Origin of the sequence: Brevibacterium sp. 'Marine' (assembly GCF_012844365.1) — a bacterium.
In the GTDB taxonomy this organism is placed as follows: domain Bacteria; phylum Actinomycetota; class Actinomycetes; order Actinomycetales; family Brevibacteriaceae; genus Brevibacterium.
In genome coordinates this window covers 893447-911937 of the sequence record NZ_CP051626.1, presented here as the reverse complement: position 1 = coordinate 911937, position 18491 = coordinate 893447, and the positions used below count along the sequence as shown (strand labels likewise).

16 protein-coding genes are annotated in these 18491 nt (G+C 66.9%); 9 read left to right on the top strand and 7 right to left on the bottom strand.

All coding sequences use genetic code 11. The features are described from left to right. Positions 1-7 precede the first annotated feature (7 nt). The 3 genes from HF684_RS03910 (at position 8) to HF684_RS03900 (ending at position 2526) form a co-directional block, all read left to right on the top strand. Positions 8-874, top strand: coding sequence for an SDR family oxidoreductase (locus HF684_RS03910; protein ID WP_169251435.1), 867 nt, complete (start codon positions 8-10; stop codon positions 872-874). Between the two features lie 81 nt (positions 875-955). Then, entirely contained in the window at positions 956-1939 is a 984-nt protein-coding gene (locus tag HF684_RS03905; RefSeq protein WP_169251434.1) for a patatin-like phospholipase family protein, read from the top strand. 77 nt (positions 1940-2016) lie between these two features. Beyond that, positions 2017-2526, top strand: a complete 510-nt coding sequence (locus HF684_RS03900) for a hypothetical protein (protein WP_169251433.1) — start codon at positions 2017-2019, stop codon at positions 2524-2526. Here HF684_RS03900 and HF684_RS03895 read toward each other — a convergent pair. Beyond that, positions 2514-3314 carry an isocitrate lyase/phosphoenolpyruvate mutase family protein gene (locus HF684_RS03895; protein ID WP_169251432.1) on the bottom strand — a complete coding sequence of 267 codons (801 nt, stop codon included), beginning with the start codon at positions 3312-3314 and terminating at the stop codon, positions 2514-2516. The genes HF684_RS03900 and HF684_RS03895 overlap by 13 nt on opposite strands. Positions 3315-3322: 8 nt before the next feature. Further along, the gene (locus tag HF684_RS03890) at positions 3323-4033 is read right to left on the bottom strand and encodes a helix-turn-helix domain-containing protein (protein ID WP_169251431.1); all 711 of its coding nucleotides are present in this window, start codon (positions 4031-4033) and stop codon (positions 3323-3325) included. Between the two features lie 135 nt (positions 4034-4168). Here HF684_RS03890 and mgtE point away from each other — a divergent pair, with 135 nt between their 5' ends. Further along, entirely contained in the window at positions 4169-5536 is a 1368-nt protein-coding gene (gene mgtE, locus HF684_RS03885) for a magnesium transporter (RefSeq protein ID WP_169251430.1), read from the top strand. A 22-nt stretch (positions 5537-5558) separates the two neighbouring features. On the opposite strand, the gene HF684_RS03880 is transcribed toward mgtE, so the two are convergent. Then, positions 5559-7346 carry an ABC transporter ATP-binding protein gene (locus HF684_RS03880; RefSeq protein ID WP_169251429.1) on the bottom strand — a complete coding sequence of 596 codons (1788 nt, stop codon included), beginning with the start codon at positions 7344-7346 and terminating at the stop codon, positions 5559-5561. Then, the gene (locus HF684_RS03875; RefSeq protein WP_169251428.1) at positions 7343-9103 is read right to left on the bottom strand and encodes an ABC transporter ATP-binding protein; all 1761 of its coding nucleotides are present in this window, start codon (positions 9101-9103) and stop codon (positions 7343-7345) included. Before HF684_RS03875 ends, HF684_RS03880 begins: the two co-directional genes overlap by 4 nt. Positions 9104-9183: 80 nt before the next feature. Here HF684_RS03875 and HF684_RS03870 point away from each other — a divergent pair, with 80 nt between their 5' ends. Both HF684_RS03870 and HF684_RS03865 read left to right on the top strand, forming a co-directional pair. Continuing rightward, positions 9184-10068 carry an oxidoreductase gene (locus HF684_RS03870; protein WP_169251427.1) on the top strand — a complete coding sequence of 295 codons (885 nt, stop codon included), beginning with the start codon at positions 9184-9186 and terminating at the stop codon, positions 10066-10068. A gap of 35 nt (positions 10069-10103) precedes the next feature. Further along, positions 10104-11177 carry an amidohydrolase family protein gene (locus HF684_RS03865; protein WP_169251426.1) on the top strand — a complete coding sequence of 358 codons (1074 nt, stop codon included), beginning with the start codon at positions 10104-10106 and terminating at the stop codon, positions 11175-11177. A gap of 33 nt (positions 11178-11210) precedes the next feature. On the opposite strand, the gene HF684_RS03860 is transcribed toward HF684_RS03865, so the two are convergent. After that, the gene (locus HF684_RS03860; RefSeq protein ID WP_169251425.1) at positions 11211-12410 is read right to left on the bottom strand and encodes an acyl-CoA dehydrogenase family protein; all 1200 of its coding nucleotides are present in this window, start codon (positions 12408-12410) and stop codon (positions 11211-11213) included. Between the two features lie 122 nt (positions 12411-12532). On the opposite strand from HF684_RS03860, the gene HF684_RS03855 reads away from it, so the two are divergent. The 3 genes from HF684_RS03855 (at position 12533) to HF684_RS03845 (ending at position 15191) form a co-directional block, all read left to right on the top strand. Next, positions 12533-13429, top strand: coding sequence for a LysR family transcriptional regulator (locus HF684_RS03855; protein ID WP_169251424.1), 897 nt, complete (start codon positions 12533-12535; stop codon positions 13427-13429). A 95-nt stretch (positions 13430-13524) separates the two neighbouring features. Beyond that, on the top strand, positions 13525-14160 hold the full coding sequence (locus HF684_RS03850; protein ID WP_169251423.1) for a class I SAM-dependent methyltransferase: 636 nt from the start codon (positions 13525-13527) through the stop codon (positions 14158-14160). A gap of 206 nt (positions 14161-14366) precedes the next feature. Next, positions 14367-15191 (top strand): metallophosphoesterase, encoded by an 825-nt coding sequence (locus HF684_RS03845; RefSeq protein ID WP_169251422.1) that lies wholly within the window; start codon positions 14367-14369, stop codon positions 15189-15191. A gap of 90 nt (positions 15192-15281) precedes the next feature. Here the strand turns inward: HF684_RS03845 and HF684_RS03840 are convergent, their stop codons facing one another. Then, the gene (locus HF684_RS03840) at positions 15282-16685 is read right to left on the bottom strand and encodes an aldehyde dehydrogenase family protein (RefSeq protein ID WP_169253752.1); all 1404 of its coding nucleotides are present in this window, start codon (positions 16683-16685) and stop codon (positions 15282-15284) included. A gap of 124 nt (positions 16686-16809) precedes the next feature. Then, complete coding sequence (locus tag HF684_RS03835) at positions 16810-18201, bottom strand: APC family permease (protein ID WP_248279195.1); 1392 nt, start codon at positions 18199-18201, stop codon at positions 16810-16812. Positions 18202-18491: the final 290 nt, after the last annotated feature.

Here is an 18491-nt window from a genome sequence, read left to right as displayed (position 1 = left end):
CATAGACATGACGCGTGGAACGACGATCGCCGGCAGCCGCATCCTCATCACCGGGGCCGGAAGCGGAATCGGTCGGCTCATGGCTCTCGAAGCCGCTGACCGCGGAGCCTCCGAGGTCATCATCTGGGACCTCTCGACTGAGAGCGGTGAGGCAGTCCGCCAGGAGGTCGAAGCCAAGGGTGTTCGCGCCCGCGCCTACTCCGTCAATGTCGGAGACTCCGCTCAGGTCGCCTCCACCGCTCAGGACGTCGGCGACATCGACATCCTCGTCAACTGCGCCGGTGTCGTCACCGGCAAGAAGCTCCTCGACGCCGACGAGGCCGCGATCCGACGCACCTTCGACGTCAACACCCTGGCGCTGTACTGGACGACGAAGGCGTTCCTACCCGGCATTCGGGCACGCAACCACGGCTCGATCGTCACCATCGCCAGCGCTGCCGGACTGACAGGCGTGACCAAGCAGACCGACTACTCGGCGAGCAAATGGGCCGCTGTCGGCTTCACCGAGTCGCTGCGCGGAGAGCTGCGCACAGAAGACAGCCGAGTCAACACCCTCGTCGTCTGCCCGTTCTACATCAACACGGGGATGTTCGCCGGCGTCCAGACGAAGTTCCCCCGGCTGCTGCCGATCCTCGAAGAGAACAACGTGTCCACCCAGGTCATCGACTCGATCGAATCCGGTCGGGAGCAGCTGGTCATGCCCTCACTCGTCCGATTGGTCCCGGGCGCCCGTCTCCTGCCGACCCGCGCGTTTGACAAGGTCATGGACTTCCTCGGCGTCAACCAGACGATGGACCACTTCACCGGTCGGACCGGCAACGGCAGCTTCCGCAGCCGTCGTGCGGCACGCAGACGCCAGCCGGCAGGAGTCTGAGGCAGACTCACCCGGTGCGTCCCCGCCGCTCCCGCGCTTCGGGTCCACAATGGGATCAGGGATACACGGGAAGGAGCCGGCATGGCGATGACCGATCTCGTCCTCGAGGGCGGCGGGGCGAAGCTGCCGGGACTGGTCGGCGCAGTCGAAGCCCTTGCCGACGGCGGCTATGACTTCCACCGGATCGCCGGCACCTCGGCCGGGGCCATCGTCGGCGCGCTGACCGCGGCGGGCATCGGCCCGCATTCGCTGCGAGAGAAGGTCCTCGAACAGGATTTCACCGAATTCGAGGACCTGTCTCCTGCATTCCGCCTCGTCCCCTGGCTGGGCAGAGTGCAGGGACTGCTGGTGCACAAGGGGATGTATGTGGGGCAGGCGCTCCACGATTTCCTCGCTTCGGCATTGGCCGATCAGGGAGTGCGCACGTGGGGTGACCTCAAGCTCGAGGATCCGAACAGCGCGGCCGGCCCGGAGCGGTCGTATCGACTCGTCGTCATCGTCTCCGACGTCTCCCGCGGCCGTATGCTCCGCCTGCCCTGGGACTACGACGAGGCCCTCGGCGTCGATGCGGACAGTCAGTCCGTCGCCGAGGCGGTGTGTGCGTCGGCGGCCAGCCCGTTCTTCTTCCGCCCGCGGGCTCTGCCTGCCCAACCGAGTGTTGCCGGCGGGGACTCCGTGCTCGGTGCCGACGGCGGTCTGCTCTCGAACTTTCCCGTCGACGTCTTCGACCGCAAGGATGCGTTTCCAGCACGGTGGCCGACCTTCGGTGTGATGCTCTCGGCCCGGCAGACAGCGGCCGCGGAATGGCGGCCCAACGCGACGACGTACCAATACGCGAAGTCCGTGCTGTCGACGATGATCAACGCCCACGACCGGCGGCACATCGATGACCCCTCGGTGACCGAGAGGACGGTGTTCGTCGACACCACCGGACACAGCAGCACGGACTTCGCCCTCACTGACGATGACAAGCTCGACCTCATCTCGTCGGGCCGAATGGCCGGAGAGAAGTTTCTGGCCCAGTGGGACTGGCAGGAGTGGAAGGACCGTTTTGACCGGAAATGATCCTGACCCCCATGGCCTGCGACCGAACGACGTGTCAGAATGAGGGCCCGACCCTGATTGCGAGTGAAGGAGAGATCATGAGCGAGTTCGACGCGGATGCAGCAGACCGGCTGGAAGACGACCCCATCCTCGATGATCCCGAACTCGACGAACCGACGGCCGATGAGTTGGATGATCCCGAACTCAGCGCCGCCGAGGCCGAGGCCGACCAGGTCGACGCCGACTCCGACATCGATTCAGACATCGATGACGAACCCGGCGACGCCCCCGTCGAACCCGGCGCGGAGGGACCCGAAGGGACCGGCATCGAAGGCGCCGACGATGTGCTCGTCGACGACGCCGGCTGGGAAGACGAGAACGAGGCCCCCGACCTCTCGGACGAGTTCAACACCGATCAGTCGCCCGCAGCGGAACAGGGAAACCGCGTCGGCGACGAGATGGTCTCCGACGGCGATGACGACTTCGAGGTCGCCGAGCTCGACGGGGATGACCTCGATGTCGATGCCCTGGCCGATGACGGGACCGAGCAGGTCTCGGTCATCGACGGCATGCCCGAAGTCATCGACGACTCGTATCAGGAGGACTGAGGCCGGTTCAGGTCGGAGAACGCCTGGTAGGACAGCACACTCGTGATCTCCGCCGGCTCATCGCCATCGAGGACGGCGAGCGACCGCATCGCTTCCGACATCGCCGCCCGGTAGAGCAGTGATCCGGTGCTGATCCGCCCGACCCCTGCCTCGGCGAGTGTCGACCCTGGATATCGCGTACTGGCCAGCACATTCACCGGGACCCGGCTGTGGCCGGTGATCGCCTCAACCGTTGTGAGGTCGAGGTCCCCTGGGACGAAGATGCCATCGGCACCGGCAGCGGTATAGGCGTCGATGCGGCAGGTGACCTCGCCGAGGCTGTCCCGGCCGAGCCAGAATGTATCGATCCGAGCGTTGACGAACAGAGCGGGGAAGGCTTCCTTGATCGCCGTCACCTTGGCCGCGAGGACTCCGGGCTCGCTCATCCGCCCCTGTGGTGAGTCCTGGATGTTGATGCCGTCGATGATGAGGCCAACCTCGGGGTCGGCGGCGAATGATTCGCGTACGACGCCGACGACGGATTCGGGACCGTCACCATATCCGTCTTCGAAATCGCAGGTCAGCGGCAGTTCGGGAACTGCTGCGCGGACGGCGGCGACGAGACGTGCGGTAGCCGACAGAGTTTCCCGGTCCTCGTCGGCGGCGCCGATGCCCGCCGCGACTCCCAGACTTGTGGTCCCGATGGCCGCATGCCCCGCCTCGGCGAAGAGCTGAGCACTGGCCACGTCCCACGCACAGGGCAGGATGAACGGGTCGCCCGGTGTGTGCAGGTCGCGGAAGGCTGTCACTGTGTCAGTCAGAGCCGATCCTTTCGTGCCGCGAGCACCCAGTCGAGGTGTTCACGCCCTTCCGGGGCGATCTTCAGCGCCCGCGAGTTCGGCCGTCTGACAATCCACTCACGGTCGAAGAACGTCCGGCAGATGTCGTCGCCTAAGACCCCGCCGAGGTGCGAGCGCCGTTCCGTCCAATCGAGGCACCGGCGCACCATCGGGCGTGGGGATGACGAGCGTTGACCGACGACCACGCCGAACGCCTCGGCGAGGCCGGTCCGGCCTTCTGCGGTCACGGTCATGGACTCACCGATCCATTCTCGCTGCATCAGGGCGGAGAAGAGCTGAGTGCCGAGCCGGCCTGCGATGTGCCTGTAGCAGGTTCGTGCCTCGAGCAGCTGACGGTCGCGGGTCTTCGCCGCCAAGGACGGTGCGGCGGCCACATGATCTCCGGCGAGAGCCCCCGTGTGTTCCAACCAGTCCGCAATGTCGGTCGAGGCGATCTGGACGTAGCGGTGCTTGCCCTGACGTCGTTCGGTGAGGACCTCGTGGTCGACGAGGATGCTGACGTGGTCGGACAACGACGACATCGGAATCGACAGGGCGCGGGAGAGTTCGGTGAGCGTCCACGCCCGCCCGTCGAGAAGGCTGGCACAGATCATCACGCGCGTGGGGTCGGCGATGGCCGATGCCAGGGCGGCGATATTCGGTGCGGACTCAGGGAATCTCCTCGTCATGTCCTCATCGTAGGGCTGTGTCGTTTCGTGATTCCCGAAATGTCCCGGCTTCGCGTTCTGCCGCCCAGCCTGGACTGCACCACGCATGGCCTAAGGTTGAGGGCGGGAGTTTCCGTCCGAGGTGAGGGGGCATGCGTGGCCGAATTGACAGAGGGCACCGAGGCGGCCGACCGACTCGAATCCGCACTGACCGGCCGAATCGATTCGTCCACCCTCGACGAGATCGCAGCACTTGCCCGGCAGGTGCCGCGTGCCGAGATCGGCCGCCTCGTCCATACTTCGACGCCGCTTCAGTCCGCGATGCTCTTCCGGGTGCTGACGAAGGAAGAGGCCCTCGATGTCTTCGAGGATCTGCCTCCGGCGTACCAGGCCGAACTCATCGGCAACCTCCGCGAACCCGAGGTTGCCGACATCGTCGACGGCCTCGACCCCGATGACCGGGCCGAACTCTTCGGAGAGCTGCCCGCCGGAGTCGCCAGTCGTCTGATGAAGGGGCTGACCCCGGACGAGCGGGCGATGACCTCGGCCGTCCTCGGCTACCCGAAGTCCGCGATCGGCCGCTACATGTCGCCGGAGGTCCTCGGCATCCACGAGGATTGGACGGCGGCTCAGGCGATGGAGGTCGTGCGCGCCCGCATCGACGGACCCGAGACCGTCTATCTCCTGCCCGTCGTCGGACCCGGCCGGGTGCTGCGCGGAGTCGTGTCCCTGCGCAACCTCATCGCCGTCGACGAGGACACGATCATCGAGGACATGGTCCGCGACTCGATCAGCACACATGCGCTGACCGACCGTGAGGAGGCCGCTCGCGAGTTCCTCTCCCACCGGCTCATCGCGATGCCGGTGACCGACCAGGAAGACCGCCTCGTCGGCATCCTCACCATGGATGACGTCCTCGACATCATCGACGAGGAGGACGCCGAGGATATCGCCCGCGGTTCCGGCACGGAACCGTTGGATCGCTCCTACCTGTCCTCGACCATCATGCGACTGGTCAAGAGCCGCATCGTGTGGCTGCTCGTCCTCGCCGTGTCTGCGATCCTCACCGTCCAGGTCCTCGAAGTCTATGAGGACCGGCTCGATCAGGTCGTCGTCCTCGCCCTCTTCATTCCCCTGCTCACCGGCACCGGCGGCAACACCGGCAACCAGGCGGCCACCACCGTCACCCGGGCCCTGGCTGTCGGAGAGGTGCGCATCCGAGATCTCGGCCGCGTGATCTGGCGAGAGCTGCGCGTCGGGGCGCTGTTGGGTGCGGTTCTCGGAGTTCTCGGTTTCTGCGTCGCCGGCCTCGTCTACGGCTGGGCGATCGGCCTGGTCATCGGGCTGACGCTGCTGTCGGTGTGCATGATGGCCGCAACAGTGGGCGGACTGATGCCGATCATCGCGAAGAAGGTCGGGGCCGACCCCGCGGTGTTCTCCAACCCATTCATCTCCACGTTCTGCGATGCCACGGGTCTCATCCTCTACTTCACGATCGCCACCGCAGTCCTCGGCCTGAGCTGATGACGCCTGCTGGGCCACGGTCTCAGCCCGACCAAGCCTCCCACAATCGCGCGTAGCGACCGCCTGCGGCAACGAGGTCGTGGTGGGTGCCTTCCTCGACGACGCGTCCGTGCTCCATGACGAGGATCCGATCGGCCTTCTCGGCCTGGCTGAGCCGGTGCGCGACGATGAGCGCACCACGGCCGGCAAGGGCCGCCTCGGCGGAGGATTCGAGGGCATGGGCTCCGGCCGATCCCGCCTCGGCGGTGGCTTCGTCGAGGATCGCGAAGTCCGGGTCGGCGAGGACGAGACGGGCCAGAGCGAGCGTCTGCTCCTGGACCGCAGACAGACGGACCCCGCCCTCCCCGATCTGCGTGTCGAGGCCGTTGGGCAGGGATCGCGCCCAGCCCGCACCGACCGTGGTCAGGGCCGTGCTGACCTCGTCATCGGTCGCATCCGGACTCGGCAGGGAGACGTTGTCGCGCAGGCTGCCGGAGAAGGTGTGGACCTCCTGCGCGACCATGGCGATGTGCCGGCGCAGCACGGATTCGTCCAGCGATCCCACATCCACCTCATTCGCCGAGGCGGCCCCGCCGTCGGTCAGCCGTGCCCGTCCGTGACCGGGAGCGGAGAGTCCCGCGGCGATCTTCGCCAGCGTCGTCTTCCCGGCACCGGTGGTGCCGACGACGGCAACGTGCTCACCAGGGGCGATGCTCAGGTTCACGCCGCGCAGCACGTGATTGTCCGTATCCGGGTCCGCGTCGTAGGAGAACCACAGATCCTCGAGCACGAGCCACGGGGCGGCGGGAGCGGCCCGGGTCGATCGGCTCGGCGCGGTGGCTGCCTCGTCGATGACTCCGACCATGCGGGTCAGGGAAGCCCCGGCCGACTGGACCTGGTCGAAGAGCCCGACGAGGGCACCGATGGGGTTGAAGAGACGGTGGAAGACCAGAGCCGCCGTGGTCACGGCTCCGGCAGTGGACTCGCCGAACCAGACGAGGGCGAAACCGGCGATGAGCAGCAGGGAGAGCACGACCGCCTCGGCGCGATTGTTGCGGCCGAAGGCGCGGGTGAGGAACCGGAAGACGTCGATCGACAGATCGCGGGCGTGCGCGGAAGCGGAGTCGATGCGACGCATCTCTCCGGCCTCGGCGCGGTAGGCGCGCAGGGTCGCACCCCCGGTGAGCCCGCCGAGCAGACGCCCGGCACGCCGGCCGAAGGCTGCGCGTTCCTCCTTGTAGATGGGTTCCGACCGGGGCAGATACCAGCGCAGGGTGAGCCAGTACATCGGCACGGCGACGAGCCCGGTCAGCCCGAGGCGCCAGTCGATGGCGGCCAGACCTGCGGCGGAGACGATGACGACGAGAAGGGATTCGACGACGAGCGGCAGCACTTGGCCGGCGGCCTCACCGATCTTCCGGGAGTCGTCGGCGACGCGGGAGACGAGGTCTCCGGTGCCGGTGACCTCGATCCGCTGGGACTCGAGGGATAGCGCCGAGTCGACAACCTCGGTGCGCAGTTCGGCGACGACGGGCATGGCGATGCGGGCGAGCGCCCACGCACCGATCCACGTTCCCGCGGCCATGACGATGCCGGCGATCGCGACGGCGACGGCGCACGTCCAGACGAGTTCGGGGCCCGCTCCGGCGGGGAGTTCGTCGACGAGGCGGCCGATCGCCCACGGCCCGACGAGGCCGGCCCCGGCATTGGCCGAACCGGCGATGACGAGGAGGACGATCCAGCCGGCTCTGCGGCGCAGCAGCGGAGCCAGATGAGCGAAGGAGCGACGTCGGGAGGCGATCGTCAGGGTGGTCTGCGTCGGCGTCGTCATCGGGTCACCGCGCCTCTGTAGGCGTCGGCGCTGTCGGTGTCTGCCTCGAGCAGGTCGGCATGAGAACCGATGAGCAGCGGGCCGGACGTCGGGCGATAGACGACGGTGTCGGCGGCGGCGAGGAAGGCCGGTGAGGAGGTGAGGATGATCGTGGCTCGATCCCGTGTCCGGCGGCGCAGTCGGCAGAGTCCGTGGGCGATCTTCGCCTCGGTGACGGCGTCGACGGCGGTGGTGGGTTCGACGAGGACGAGGATCTCGGGGTCGGCGTTCAGTGCACGAGCCAGTGCGACGCGCTGGCGCTGACCGCCGGAGAGGTTCCCGCCGAGCTCCTGGATCCGGTAGTCGAGTCCCCCGTCGACGAGGTCGAGCAGTTCGTCGGCTCCCGAGGCGGTGAGTACCTCGGCCGGGATCGGCCGGTGATCGGTTGCGCGGTCGACTGCGCGGTCGCCGGTGTCTGAACGGTCGTCGGCGACGACCATGGTGATGTTCGATCCGATGGTGCCTTCGAACAGGTCGACGTCGTGGGGTGCGACGAGCATCCGAGCGGGGCCGAGGGTCCGGGCATGGGAGGTCAGCGCCGACCGCAGTACCGCTGCGTCCTCGGCATCCTCGGAGACGATGCAGGTCAGTGTGCCGCCGGCGGTGGTGAGTTCGACGGCATCGCCGTTCGTCGGCCATCCGGTGATGGTGATTCCGGATTCGGTGGTGGTGACGCTCGGGCGGTTGTCGGCGGTGTTACGGGTGGTGGGGGCCGCCTCGGTGATGGTGTCCGTTCCATCGCGGGCGTCGTCCGGGGCGTCGATGTCGCCGAGCAGGCGGGCGATCCGTTCGGCGGCGCCGTGGGATTGGGCGAAGAGGCCGACGATCTCGGCGAGTGCGCGCATGGGTTCGGTGAGAAAGGCGGTCATGCCGAGGATGCCGATCAGCGCCCCGACGCTCATCTGACCGTCGATGAGACGCAGACCTGCGACGATGAGGACGATCGCCAGCACCGCGGACATGACGAGCGCACCGAGCCCGGCCAGGCGTCCGGTCCTCTCACCTGTGGCGATGCCGGCGTCGGCGGCCGCATCGGAGGTGGTCCGGTAGCGACGCACCGCCCACGGCTCACCTCCCATCGCCTTGACCACGCGCAGTCCGTGCATGAGGTCGGACGCCGAGCGTCCCGCGGAGGCGACGGCGTCGAGCTGGGCGGTGGCCTTCGCGGACACCGAGCGGCCGGGCAGAGCGACGATGATGAGCCCGATGGGCACGGCAACGAGGACGACGAGTCCGGTCACGGGGTCGGCGATGAGAAGGAAGACCGCCGCGGTGATCATGCCCAGCACCGAGGCGATGCCGCGGCCGGCCTGCTGGAAGGACGTGGCAGCGGTGTCGGCATCGGCGGAGGCGATCGAGAGCACCTCCCCCGATGTCCGGTCGGGTGGCAGGTGTGATGCGGTCAGGGCGGCGTGGGTGATCTCGACGCGCAGGGCATGGGCTTCGTGTTCGCGGGCGGCGTTGCACAGGCGCGCGCCGAAGCGGTAGCCGAGGCTGAGGATCGTGAAGAGGAGACCGAGGCCGAGGACCGAGACGATGAGTCCGGGCAGCGAGAGCGGGATGATCGCGCGGTCGACGATGATGCCGATCGCCACCGGGACGAGGGCTTCACAGACCTGCCACAGTGAGAGCGTGGCGGCGCCGCCGAGCAGAGGGCGAATACGCCGGCGGGCGGATCGGCGCAGCAGCTGCGCCCCGGTTTCAGGGGTCTTCGGCACGAAGGCTACCCTAACAAATTCGGTGAGGTGGCGGCTCGGATGAACAGCCGACTGCCAGGGCGGGCCCCTAGGATGACCTCATGACTTCTCCGATCGACTACGGCATTCCCGATCTCACGGGGCGCACGGCCCTCATCACCGGCGCGAACAGCGGACTCGGCCGGGTCGCCGCACGCGTGCTGGCGGGGCGGGGCGCTCATGTCGTCCTGGCCGTGCGCAATCGTGCGAAGGGTGAGGCCGCCGCAGCGACGATGCCCGGCAGCACCGAGGTGCGCGACCTCGACCTCGCCGACCTGTCCTCGGTGCGCGACTTCGCTGCGGAATTCACCGCACCGATCGATCTCCTCATCAACAATGCCGGGATCATGATCCCTCCCCTGTTCCGGACCGTCGACGGATTCGAATCGCAGTTCGGGACGAACCACCTCGGTCATTTCGCCCTGACGAACCTGCTGCTGCCGCAGGTGCGTGAGCGCATCGTCACCGTCTCCTCGATTGCCCACCGGTTCGGCACGATCGACTTCGACGACCTCCAGTGGAGGCGGCGACCGTATCGACCGATGGCCGCCTATGGCCAGTCGAAGCTGGCGAATCTGCTCTTCACCAATGAACTCCAGCGTCGACTGTCCGAGCATTCATCCTCGGTGATCGCGACGGCAGCCCACCCGGGAATGGCGGCGACGAACCTCTTCTCCACCAGCGATGACGGCTCCTTGGACGCCCGAGTCAGCCGCGCGTTCACCCGGGTGGTCGCCCAGAGCGAGCAGAACGGGGCCCGGCCGATCCTCTGTGCCGCTGTCGCCGACCTGCCCGGAGACAGTTACATCGGACCGACCGGTCCGTTCGAGATCCGCGGAAAACCGGGATTCGCATCCCGTTCGGCGAAGTCCACCGACACCGAGGTGGCCCGGCGACTGTGGACGGTGTCCGAAGAGCTCACCGGGGTCGGATTCCCGGAATTGTGAGGACTGCCGATGCTTACGATGACGAGGGTGAAGCCATGACGATTCTGCGCAACGTACACATCATCGACGGCGACGCCGCCGTCGGGGATCCTGTCGACATCGACTTCGGTGACACGATCACGTCGATCTACCCGGCCGAGGGCGGGACAGGGGCGGCCGCGGAGAGGTACGTCCTGCCCGGTCTCATCGACACCCATGTGCACCTGAAATCACGGGCACCGCTCGTCGACGCGCTTCGCTCGGGACTGACGACACTCGTCGATCTCGGAACGCATCCGGACTCGTTAGTCGACGAGTTCCGGTCCGACCGCGGAATCCCGGCGATCATCAGCGCGGGATCGGCCGCCTCGGCGCCGGGAAGCACACAGATCGAGGTGATGGGATTCCCCGTCGAATCCGGTGTCACCGGGCCCGAGGATGCCGACCGGTTCCTCGACTGGCGGGAGGCCGGTGGGGCCGATCTCATCAAGATCATCATCGAGGACCCGGACGCCACCGAGGTGCCCGCGCTCGACGTCGAAACGCTGCGGGCGCTCGTCGACGGAGCCCGCGGCCGGGGGCTGCGCACCGTCGCGCATGCGGTCACACCGAGGGCGTACGATCGCGGCCTCGCGGCCGGCGTCGATGTGCTCACACACGTCCCTTTCGTGGCACGGCTGAGCGAGGCGACGATCTCTCGGATCGTCACCACGGGCACCATCGTCTCCCCCACCTTGGTGATGATGCGTGCGATCGCCGAGGCCCGCCTCGGCGATCATGCCGATTCCGCGTTCGCGCTCGCTGTGTCGAATGTGCGCGCCCTGCATGCGGCGGGAGCGCGGATCATTGCGGGCACCGATGCGAATGAGACGCCGTTCGCGCCCGTGCCCCACGGGGCGTCGCTGCACGATGAACTCGGGTACCTCATCGAGGCAGGGATGACCGTCGCCGAGGCGATCCGGTCGGCCACGTCGGGGGCCGCCGTTGCGCTCGGACTGGACGATCGGGGCCGGATCGTCGACGGTGCCCGTGCGGATCTGCTGGTCTTCGAGACCGATCCGCGGGATGACGTGGGGGTTCTGCGCGCCCCTGCTGAGGTGTGGGTCGGCGGAGCGCTCGTCAGCGGCTGACCGGTTGCACCGGTTGACCGTGCCCGGGGCAGTTCAGCGGAAGGCCTGCTGGCCGGTGATGTGGCGGCCGAGGATGAGCGTGTGGACCTCGTCCGTGCCTTCGTAGGTGCGCACGGACTCGAGGTTGTTCGCGTGCCGCAACGGTGAGTATTCGAGTGTGATGCCGTTGCCGCCGAGCATCGTCCGGGCCTCCCGGCAGATGGCGATGGCTTCGCGGCAGTTATTCAGTTTGCCGACGGAGATCTGCACGGGGTCGAGGGTGCCGGCATCCTTGAGGCGTCCGGTCTGGATGGCCAGGAGCGTGCCCTTCTGGATCTCGAGGGCCATATTCACCAGCTTCTCCTGAGTGATCTGATAGGCGGTGAGCGGCTTGTCGAACTGGAGTCGGTTCTGTGCGTAGTCGAGAGCGACTTCGAAGGAGTCGCGGGCAGCGCCCATGGCGCCCCACATGATTCCGTACCGGGCCTCGTTGAGGCAGGAGAACGGACCCTTCAGGCCCGTGACCTCGGGCAGGACCGCCTCGGCGGGCAATTCCACGTCTTCCAGGTCGATATCGCACTGGATGGAGGCCCGCATCGACAGCTTCTGCGTGATCGGGGTGGCGGTGAAACCGGGGGTGTCGGTGGGCACGAGGAAGCCGCGGATACCGTCGTCGGTGGCGGCCCAGATGACGGCGATATCGGCGATCGAGGCCAGACCGATCCACCGTTTGGCGCCGTTGAGGGTCCACGATCCGTCAGCATTGCGGGTGGCGGTGGTGGCCATGGAGGCCGGGTCGGATCCGGCGGTGGGTTCGGTCAGTCCGAAGCAGCCGATGATCTCTCCTTTGGCCATTCCGGGCAGGTAGCGGTTCTTCTGCTCTTCGGATCCGAATTTGTGGATGGCCGACATCGCCAGCGATCCCTGCACGGAGACGAAGGTGCGCAGTCCCGAGTCACCGGCCTCGAGTTCGAGGGCGGCGAGACCGTATTCGACGGCGGAACGTCCCGGGCAGCCGTACCCCTGCAGATGCATGCCGAGGAGGCCGAGCTCGCCCATCTCGGCCACGATCTCGGTCGGGAAGGTTGCGCTTTCGTACCAGTCGGCGATGTTCGGGCGGATCCGATCATCGACGAAGGTCCGGACCTTCGCGCGCAGGGCCAGCTCATCGGCGGTGAGGAGTCCGGCGAGGTTGAGCAGGTCGGAGGGGTCAGCGGTGGTGTCTGGGGCGGTGTCTGCGGTGGCTGTGGTCATGAGGGTCTCCTGGGGCGTCGGGGTCGTCTTCAAGAGTGCCATCGGAATTACTCAGAGTCCAAGAGGTAATATCGAGGTGATTATTTGCAAATAGTTATCAATCTGGGCGGTAGGGGTAGGTCATGGAGTTCAGGCAGGTCACGGCGTTCCTCGCCGTCGCCGAGGAGCTGCATTTCGGGCGGGCCGCGGAACGTCTGCACATCGCGCAGCCCGCACTCAGCCAGATGATCCGCGCGCTCGAACGAGACCTCGACGTCGATCTGTTCGAGCGGACGACCCGGCGGGTCCGACTGACGCCGGCGGGTGAGGCGCTGCTCGAACCCGCCGCTGCGATCGGGACTCAGGTGGACGGTGCCCGGCGCATCGCCCGGGCCGCACAGCAGGGTCTGGCGGGCCGGGTGCGCATCGGATTCGGCGGCACGAGCGGCTACTCCATCCTCTCCAGACTGGCCCGCGAGGTCGGCGAACGGCACCCTGGCATCAGCCTCGACCTGCAGCCGCAGATGTACTGCGGGGAGGCCGCGATCGCGCTGCGCGACGGGGAGACGGATCTCGCGATCATCAGCCCGCCGGTGCCGGCCGGTGTCGAGGTCCACGTCATCCGACAGGAGAGCGTCATGATCGCCATGCCCTCGGGGCATGAGCTGGCCGAGCGCCAGTCGGTGAGCATGGGCGAACTCGCCGGTCAGCCGTTCATCTCCTATGCCCCATCGCACGGATCTCAGGTCAGAGAGGTGATGATGCGGCTGGCCGATAACGCCGGTTTCCTGCCACAAGTCGTCCAGGAGGCACCGGATCCCTACAGCCTGCTGGCGCTCGTCGGCGCGCAGGTCGGCATGGCCGTCGTCGTCGAGTCCTCGGATCACATCCGCATCGACGGGGTGCGCTATGTCCGCCTCGCCGAGGGCGGGGATTCCTTCACTCTCGCCCTCGGCTGGCGCCGGAACAATCCGTCCGAGGCGCTGGCGAGGGTGCTCGACATCATCCGCACCCTCTTCCCCTCCCCTCTTGCTACCTGACGGCGGCCCAGCAACCTCGCGCGAGGTTGCTGGGCCGCCGTCAGGTAGTTCGAGGAGCGCGAAGTCAGCGCGGAAACGAGTGAGAGACTGTGGAGATGGTGCGTTCGCCCGATCTTTCGGACTACGCCGCAAAAATGCGGCGGTTGGCTCAAACAGGTGTCGACCTCGATGTCGACGCCCGGTTCATCGATATGCTCGCGCCCCGCGGGGCGACGATCCTTGATATCGGCTGCGGGATCGGCAGCGCAGTCGCGGCACTGCGCACGGCCGGGCACCGGACATTCGGCATCGACCCGACGCCTGAGGTCCTGCAGGTAGCGACTGACCTATTCGACGCTGCTTGGTTCCGGCAGCTGTCAGCGACAGACCTGTCACCTGGAACGATGACAGATCATCGGCTACCGAAGAACTTCGATCTCATTCTCATGTCAGGTAACGTGCCGGCTTTTCTGACCCGGGCGGAGCTCTCAAGGGCATTCGCCGCCGCAGACGAGCTGCTGGCGCCAGGCGGTCGCCTCGTTGTCGGAACAACGACCCATCGACGAGGCGGCCCTGCCGATCTCGATCACTGCGCGGCCGGAACATCACTGAGACTTGGGCATCGTTATGGAGACTGGCACCTCGGCGCATTCGATTCCGAATCACCGTGGTCAGTCAGCATCTATTTGGCCCAAGGTAACCGCCGCACAGCCGACGGTCCCGACGGCATTCACGTATTACCGCCCGAATAGCCCTTATTACTACCTGACGGGGGCCCAGCAACCTCGCGCGAGGTTGCTGGGCCGCCGTCGGGTAGTCCTGGAAGCGCAAAGTTGGTGCGGAACGAGAGAGACTGCGGGTATGGATCTTTCAACCAGCACTGCCGTTCGGCTAGCCGCAACGCGCGGTGCCTCTTCCTCTCACAGCGACGCCGTCGACGCGCAGACAGGTTGAGACCATGAATGTCCACACCCGAATCGCCGTAATCGGAGACGTCGGCGGCCATTTCGGGCCGCTCGCCCATCTCCTGGGAGAGCTCGGTGTGCGGTTCGGATCCGCGATCGAGTGGCCGCAGGACCTCCATGTCGTCCAAGTGGGCGACCTGGTCCACCGTGGCCCGGCATCCGCTGAGGTCGTCGGCCTCGTCGCCGACCTTCTGGAACGAGGCGTGTGGACTCAGATCGTGGGCAATCACGAGCAGCTCTACGTCGACCGACCAATCTTCGGGTGGAATGAAACCATCGACGAGGCCGCCCAGACGCAGCTGCGGGATTGGTGGGCAGATGGTCGTCTCAGACCGGCGGCGGCCGTCATCGACGACTCAGGCGAGGAGTGGCTGATCACCCATGCCGGCCTGACGGCTGGCTTCTGGCGCCATGGGCTCGGAGCCCCCGACAGCGCCGAAGCGACGGTGGCGGCGTTGAAGGAAGCCGCCGACGATGGAGCGCTCTGGCATCCCGGGACGATGCTCCTCGGTGTCGATGACGACAACGCCGGTCCGGTATGGGCAGCCGCCGGGACGGAAGTTTATCCTTCCTGGCCGCGGCTCGGGACCGAAATGCCGTTCAATCAGATCCATGGCCATTCGAGTGCGTTCGATTGGAACCGCAGCCGGTGGTCGGCCGAATCCTGGATCCAACAGCAGATCAGACTCGACGTCGATCACCGCCATGCCACTTTCGAACATGCCGGCCGCAGAATCGTCGGAATCGACCCCTGCCACCTCGCCGAGGCGGCCCCGGTCTTTGACCCGTTCATCCTCCACGGGGCAGTGATCAGCTGAGGGCCCCTCTGGAGAGACCTTGCTCTCAGTGCTACCCGACGGCGGCCCAGCAACCTCGCGCGAGGTTGCTGGGCCGCCGTCGGGTAGTAATTACCAGGAGATGACTTGGGGGACGCTGACGTGTTTGAGCCCCTCGAGACCGAATTCGAGACCGAAGCCGGACTTCTTCACCCCACCGAAGGGCACGCGGGGATCGACGGCACCGTGCTTGTTGATCCACGTGGTCCCCGCCTCGAGGCGAGCCGCGACCTGCCGGCAGACGTCGAGATCCGTGCCCCACACCGAGGACCCGAGACCGACTTCGAGTTCGTTGGCCCACTCAATGGCCTGGTCGAGGTCGGTGTACTTGATGATCGGCAGCACCGGCCCGAACTGCTCCTCGGCCACCAGCGGATTGTCGTTGTCGATGTCAGCGACCAGAGTCGTCGGGTAGAAGTAGCCGGGCTGGTCGGCGACGGGGTCGCCTCCCAGGAGCACGCGGGCTCCCCCGTCCTTGGCCGCGTCGACGAGACGAGCGACGATGTCGTACTGCTGCCTGTTCTGCAACGGACCGAGGACGTTCTCCTCGTCCAAGCCCACGCCCATCGGAGACTGTCCGGCCACCTCGACGAGGGCCTGGCACACCTGGTCGTACAGGGATTCGGGCACGTAGAGCCGCTTCATCGCCGCACATGTCTGTCCGGTGTTGATGAACGCGCCCCAGAACAGGTCTCCCGCGATCTGGGCGGGATCGGCATCCTCGAGGACGATGCCTGCGTCATTGCCGCCGAGTTCGAGAGTGATGCGGGCGAGGTTGTCGGCGGCGGTGCGCATGATCGCCTGTCCGGTCTTCGTCGACCCGGTGAACATGATCTTGTCGACGTCTGCGTGGCTGGTCAGAGCGGCACCGACCGCTCCGTCTCCGGGAACGACTGCGAGCACATCCGCCGGCAGCACCTGGTTGACCACGGCCACGAGCGCCTGCACGGACAGCGGCGTGTACTCCGAGGGCTTGAGGACGACGGTGTTGCCCATCTTCAGTGAGGGCGCGAACTGCCAGACGGAGATCATCATCGGCCAGTTCCAGGGCCCGACGGCTCCGACGACGCCGACGGGACGGTAGTGGAGTTCGGCGTGGGTCTCACCGTCATCGACGAGAACGTCGGGTTCGAGCTCGAAAGCAGCGTTCGCACGCAGCCAGGCCGCGCACGCACCGACTTCGAAACGCGCGTTGGGTCCATTGAGCGGTTTGCCCTGCTCGCGGGAGAGCAGTTCGGCCAGCGCCTCGGCGGAGGCTTCGATCGCATCGGCGGCTTTGCCCAGCAGGTCGCTGCGCTCCTGGGAGGTGCGCGCGGCCCACGCCGACTGGGCCTTGCGTGCGGCGGCCACGGCAGCGTCGATCTCTGCCGGTGTGCCTTCGTGAGTGCGGCCGACGACCTCGCCGGTGGCGGGATCATGGATCTCGCGTCCGGCGGGGTCGACGATGGCGGCAAGAATTCCAGCGGTGGTGGTCATTTCGGTGGCGGTTGCCTCGGCGGTCATGGTGCTCCTTTGATCGGCGACCGGGTGGTCGGCGGCGGTTGGTGTGGTCATTTTCCGGCGGTGTGTACGGCTGTTTCGGGCGGTCGGAACGCTTACGTCATCCCAGGGAACCACCCGAACCGATTCCTGCATAGAGGTGCGGCGCGGACGAGCGGAGGACGATGGCCCAGATCGTGCCGATGAGCCCGGGGACGAGAACGATGGCCGGCAGCAGCCAGGACAGCACCGAGGTGCCCTCTGCGCCGATGAGGACATTGAAGTTGATGACGATGGCGACGAACAGGGCGAGCAATCCGACCGCAGACAGGCCGGGGGCGATGACGCGGGTCCACAGCGAATACTCCCCCGACTTCGTGCGCAGGAAGCCGACGACGGCGAGCGCGGTCAGCGCCATGAGCAGGACGAGCCCGAAGGCACCCATGTTCGTCAGCCAGGTGAAGAGGGTGACGACAGGGAACAGCGGGTCATCGCTGCCGGAGCCGACCACGGCGAAGACGAGGATGATGACGAGTGCCAGCGCCGACTGGGTGAGGGAGCCGGCCACCGGCGCGCCGGTGCGTCGTGAGGTCCTGGCCAGCGACTGCGGAAGGACTCGGTCCCGGCCGAGGGCGAAGACGTAGCGGGCGACGATGTTGTGGAAGGCCACGAGTGCGGCCAGCAGCGAGGTGAGGAACAGCAGGTTGCCGAGGTCGACGAACCACACCGGGGCGTGTTCGCCGAGGAAGACGAACATGAGGTCGGGTCCGAATTCCTGGGAGCGGCCGATGACCTGCGAGGCCCCTTCGCCGATGACCATCGCCCAGGCGGAGAACGCATAGAACACCGCGATGATGCTCACGGCGATGACGGTGGCCCGACCGGCCGTGCGACGGGGATCCTTGACCTCCTCGTTGTAGATGGCCCCGGATTCGAAGCCCATAAAAGCCGCGATCGAGAATGCCAGGGCCGCGCCGACCCCGGGTGCGAAGAGCTGATCGAACGCGAGCCCGTCGCCGGTGATGCCTTCGGGGCTGTGGGCGAGTCCGATGATGTCGAAGACGATGACGACGAGGAACTCCGCGCCGACGATGATGCCGAGCACCTTCGCGGAGAAGTCGACGCGGAGGACTCCCATGATGCCGACGATGACCCAGGCGATGAGGGCGCAGACCCACCAGGACCAGGAGACGCCGAAGAGGGTGTCGAGGAACGAGGAGAAGACGAAGCCGAACATTCCGGCGATGCCGATCTGCATGGCGTTATAGGCGACGAGCGCGGTCATCGCCGCCCCCATCCCGGCGGGCTTGCCCAGACCTTTCGAGATGTAGGCGAAGAAGGCGCCGGCGTTGTGGACGTGGCGGCTCATCGCGGCATAGCCGATCGCGAAGAGGATGAGGACGATTCCGAGGACGACGAAGGACAGCGGAATCCCGACCAGACCGGTGACGGCGAAGTTGCTGGGTACGCCGCCGGCGACGACGGTCAACGGCGCCGAGGCGGCGATGATCATGAAGACGAGCGCGGGGATTCCGATGCGGCGGGCATCGAGTGAGGCCGCGGCCGCGGATGCGTGCCCGACCTCCGTGGAATTCCGCTCGGCGGCATTGCCGAGCGGGGAACCCAGGCCGCCATTGGCCGGGTCCGAACTGAGTGTGCTCATGTGATCCACCTAACAGTCAAAGTGATTACTGCCAGTGTGGGTGCCGCCCGCCTGTCGCGTCTTGGCTTTGCAGGCAGAGTTCTTGACGATTCGCGCATCCGCGCCTCGGCCCTTTCGGTTCAGCCGCGGCGGGGACCGGC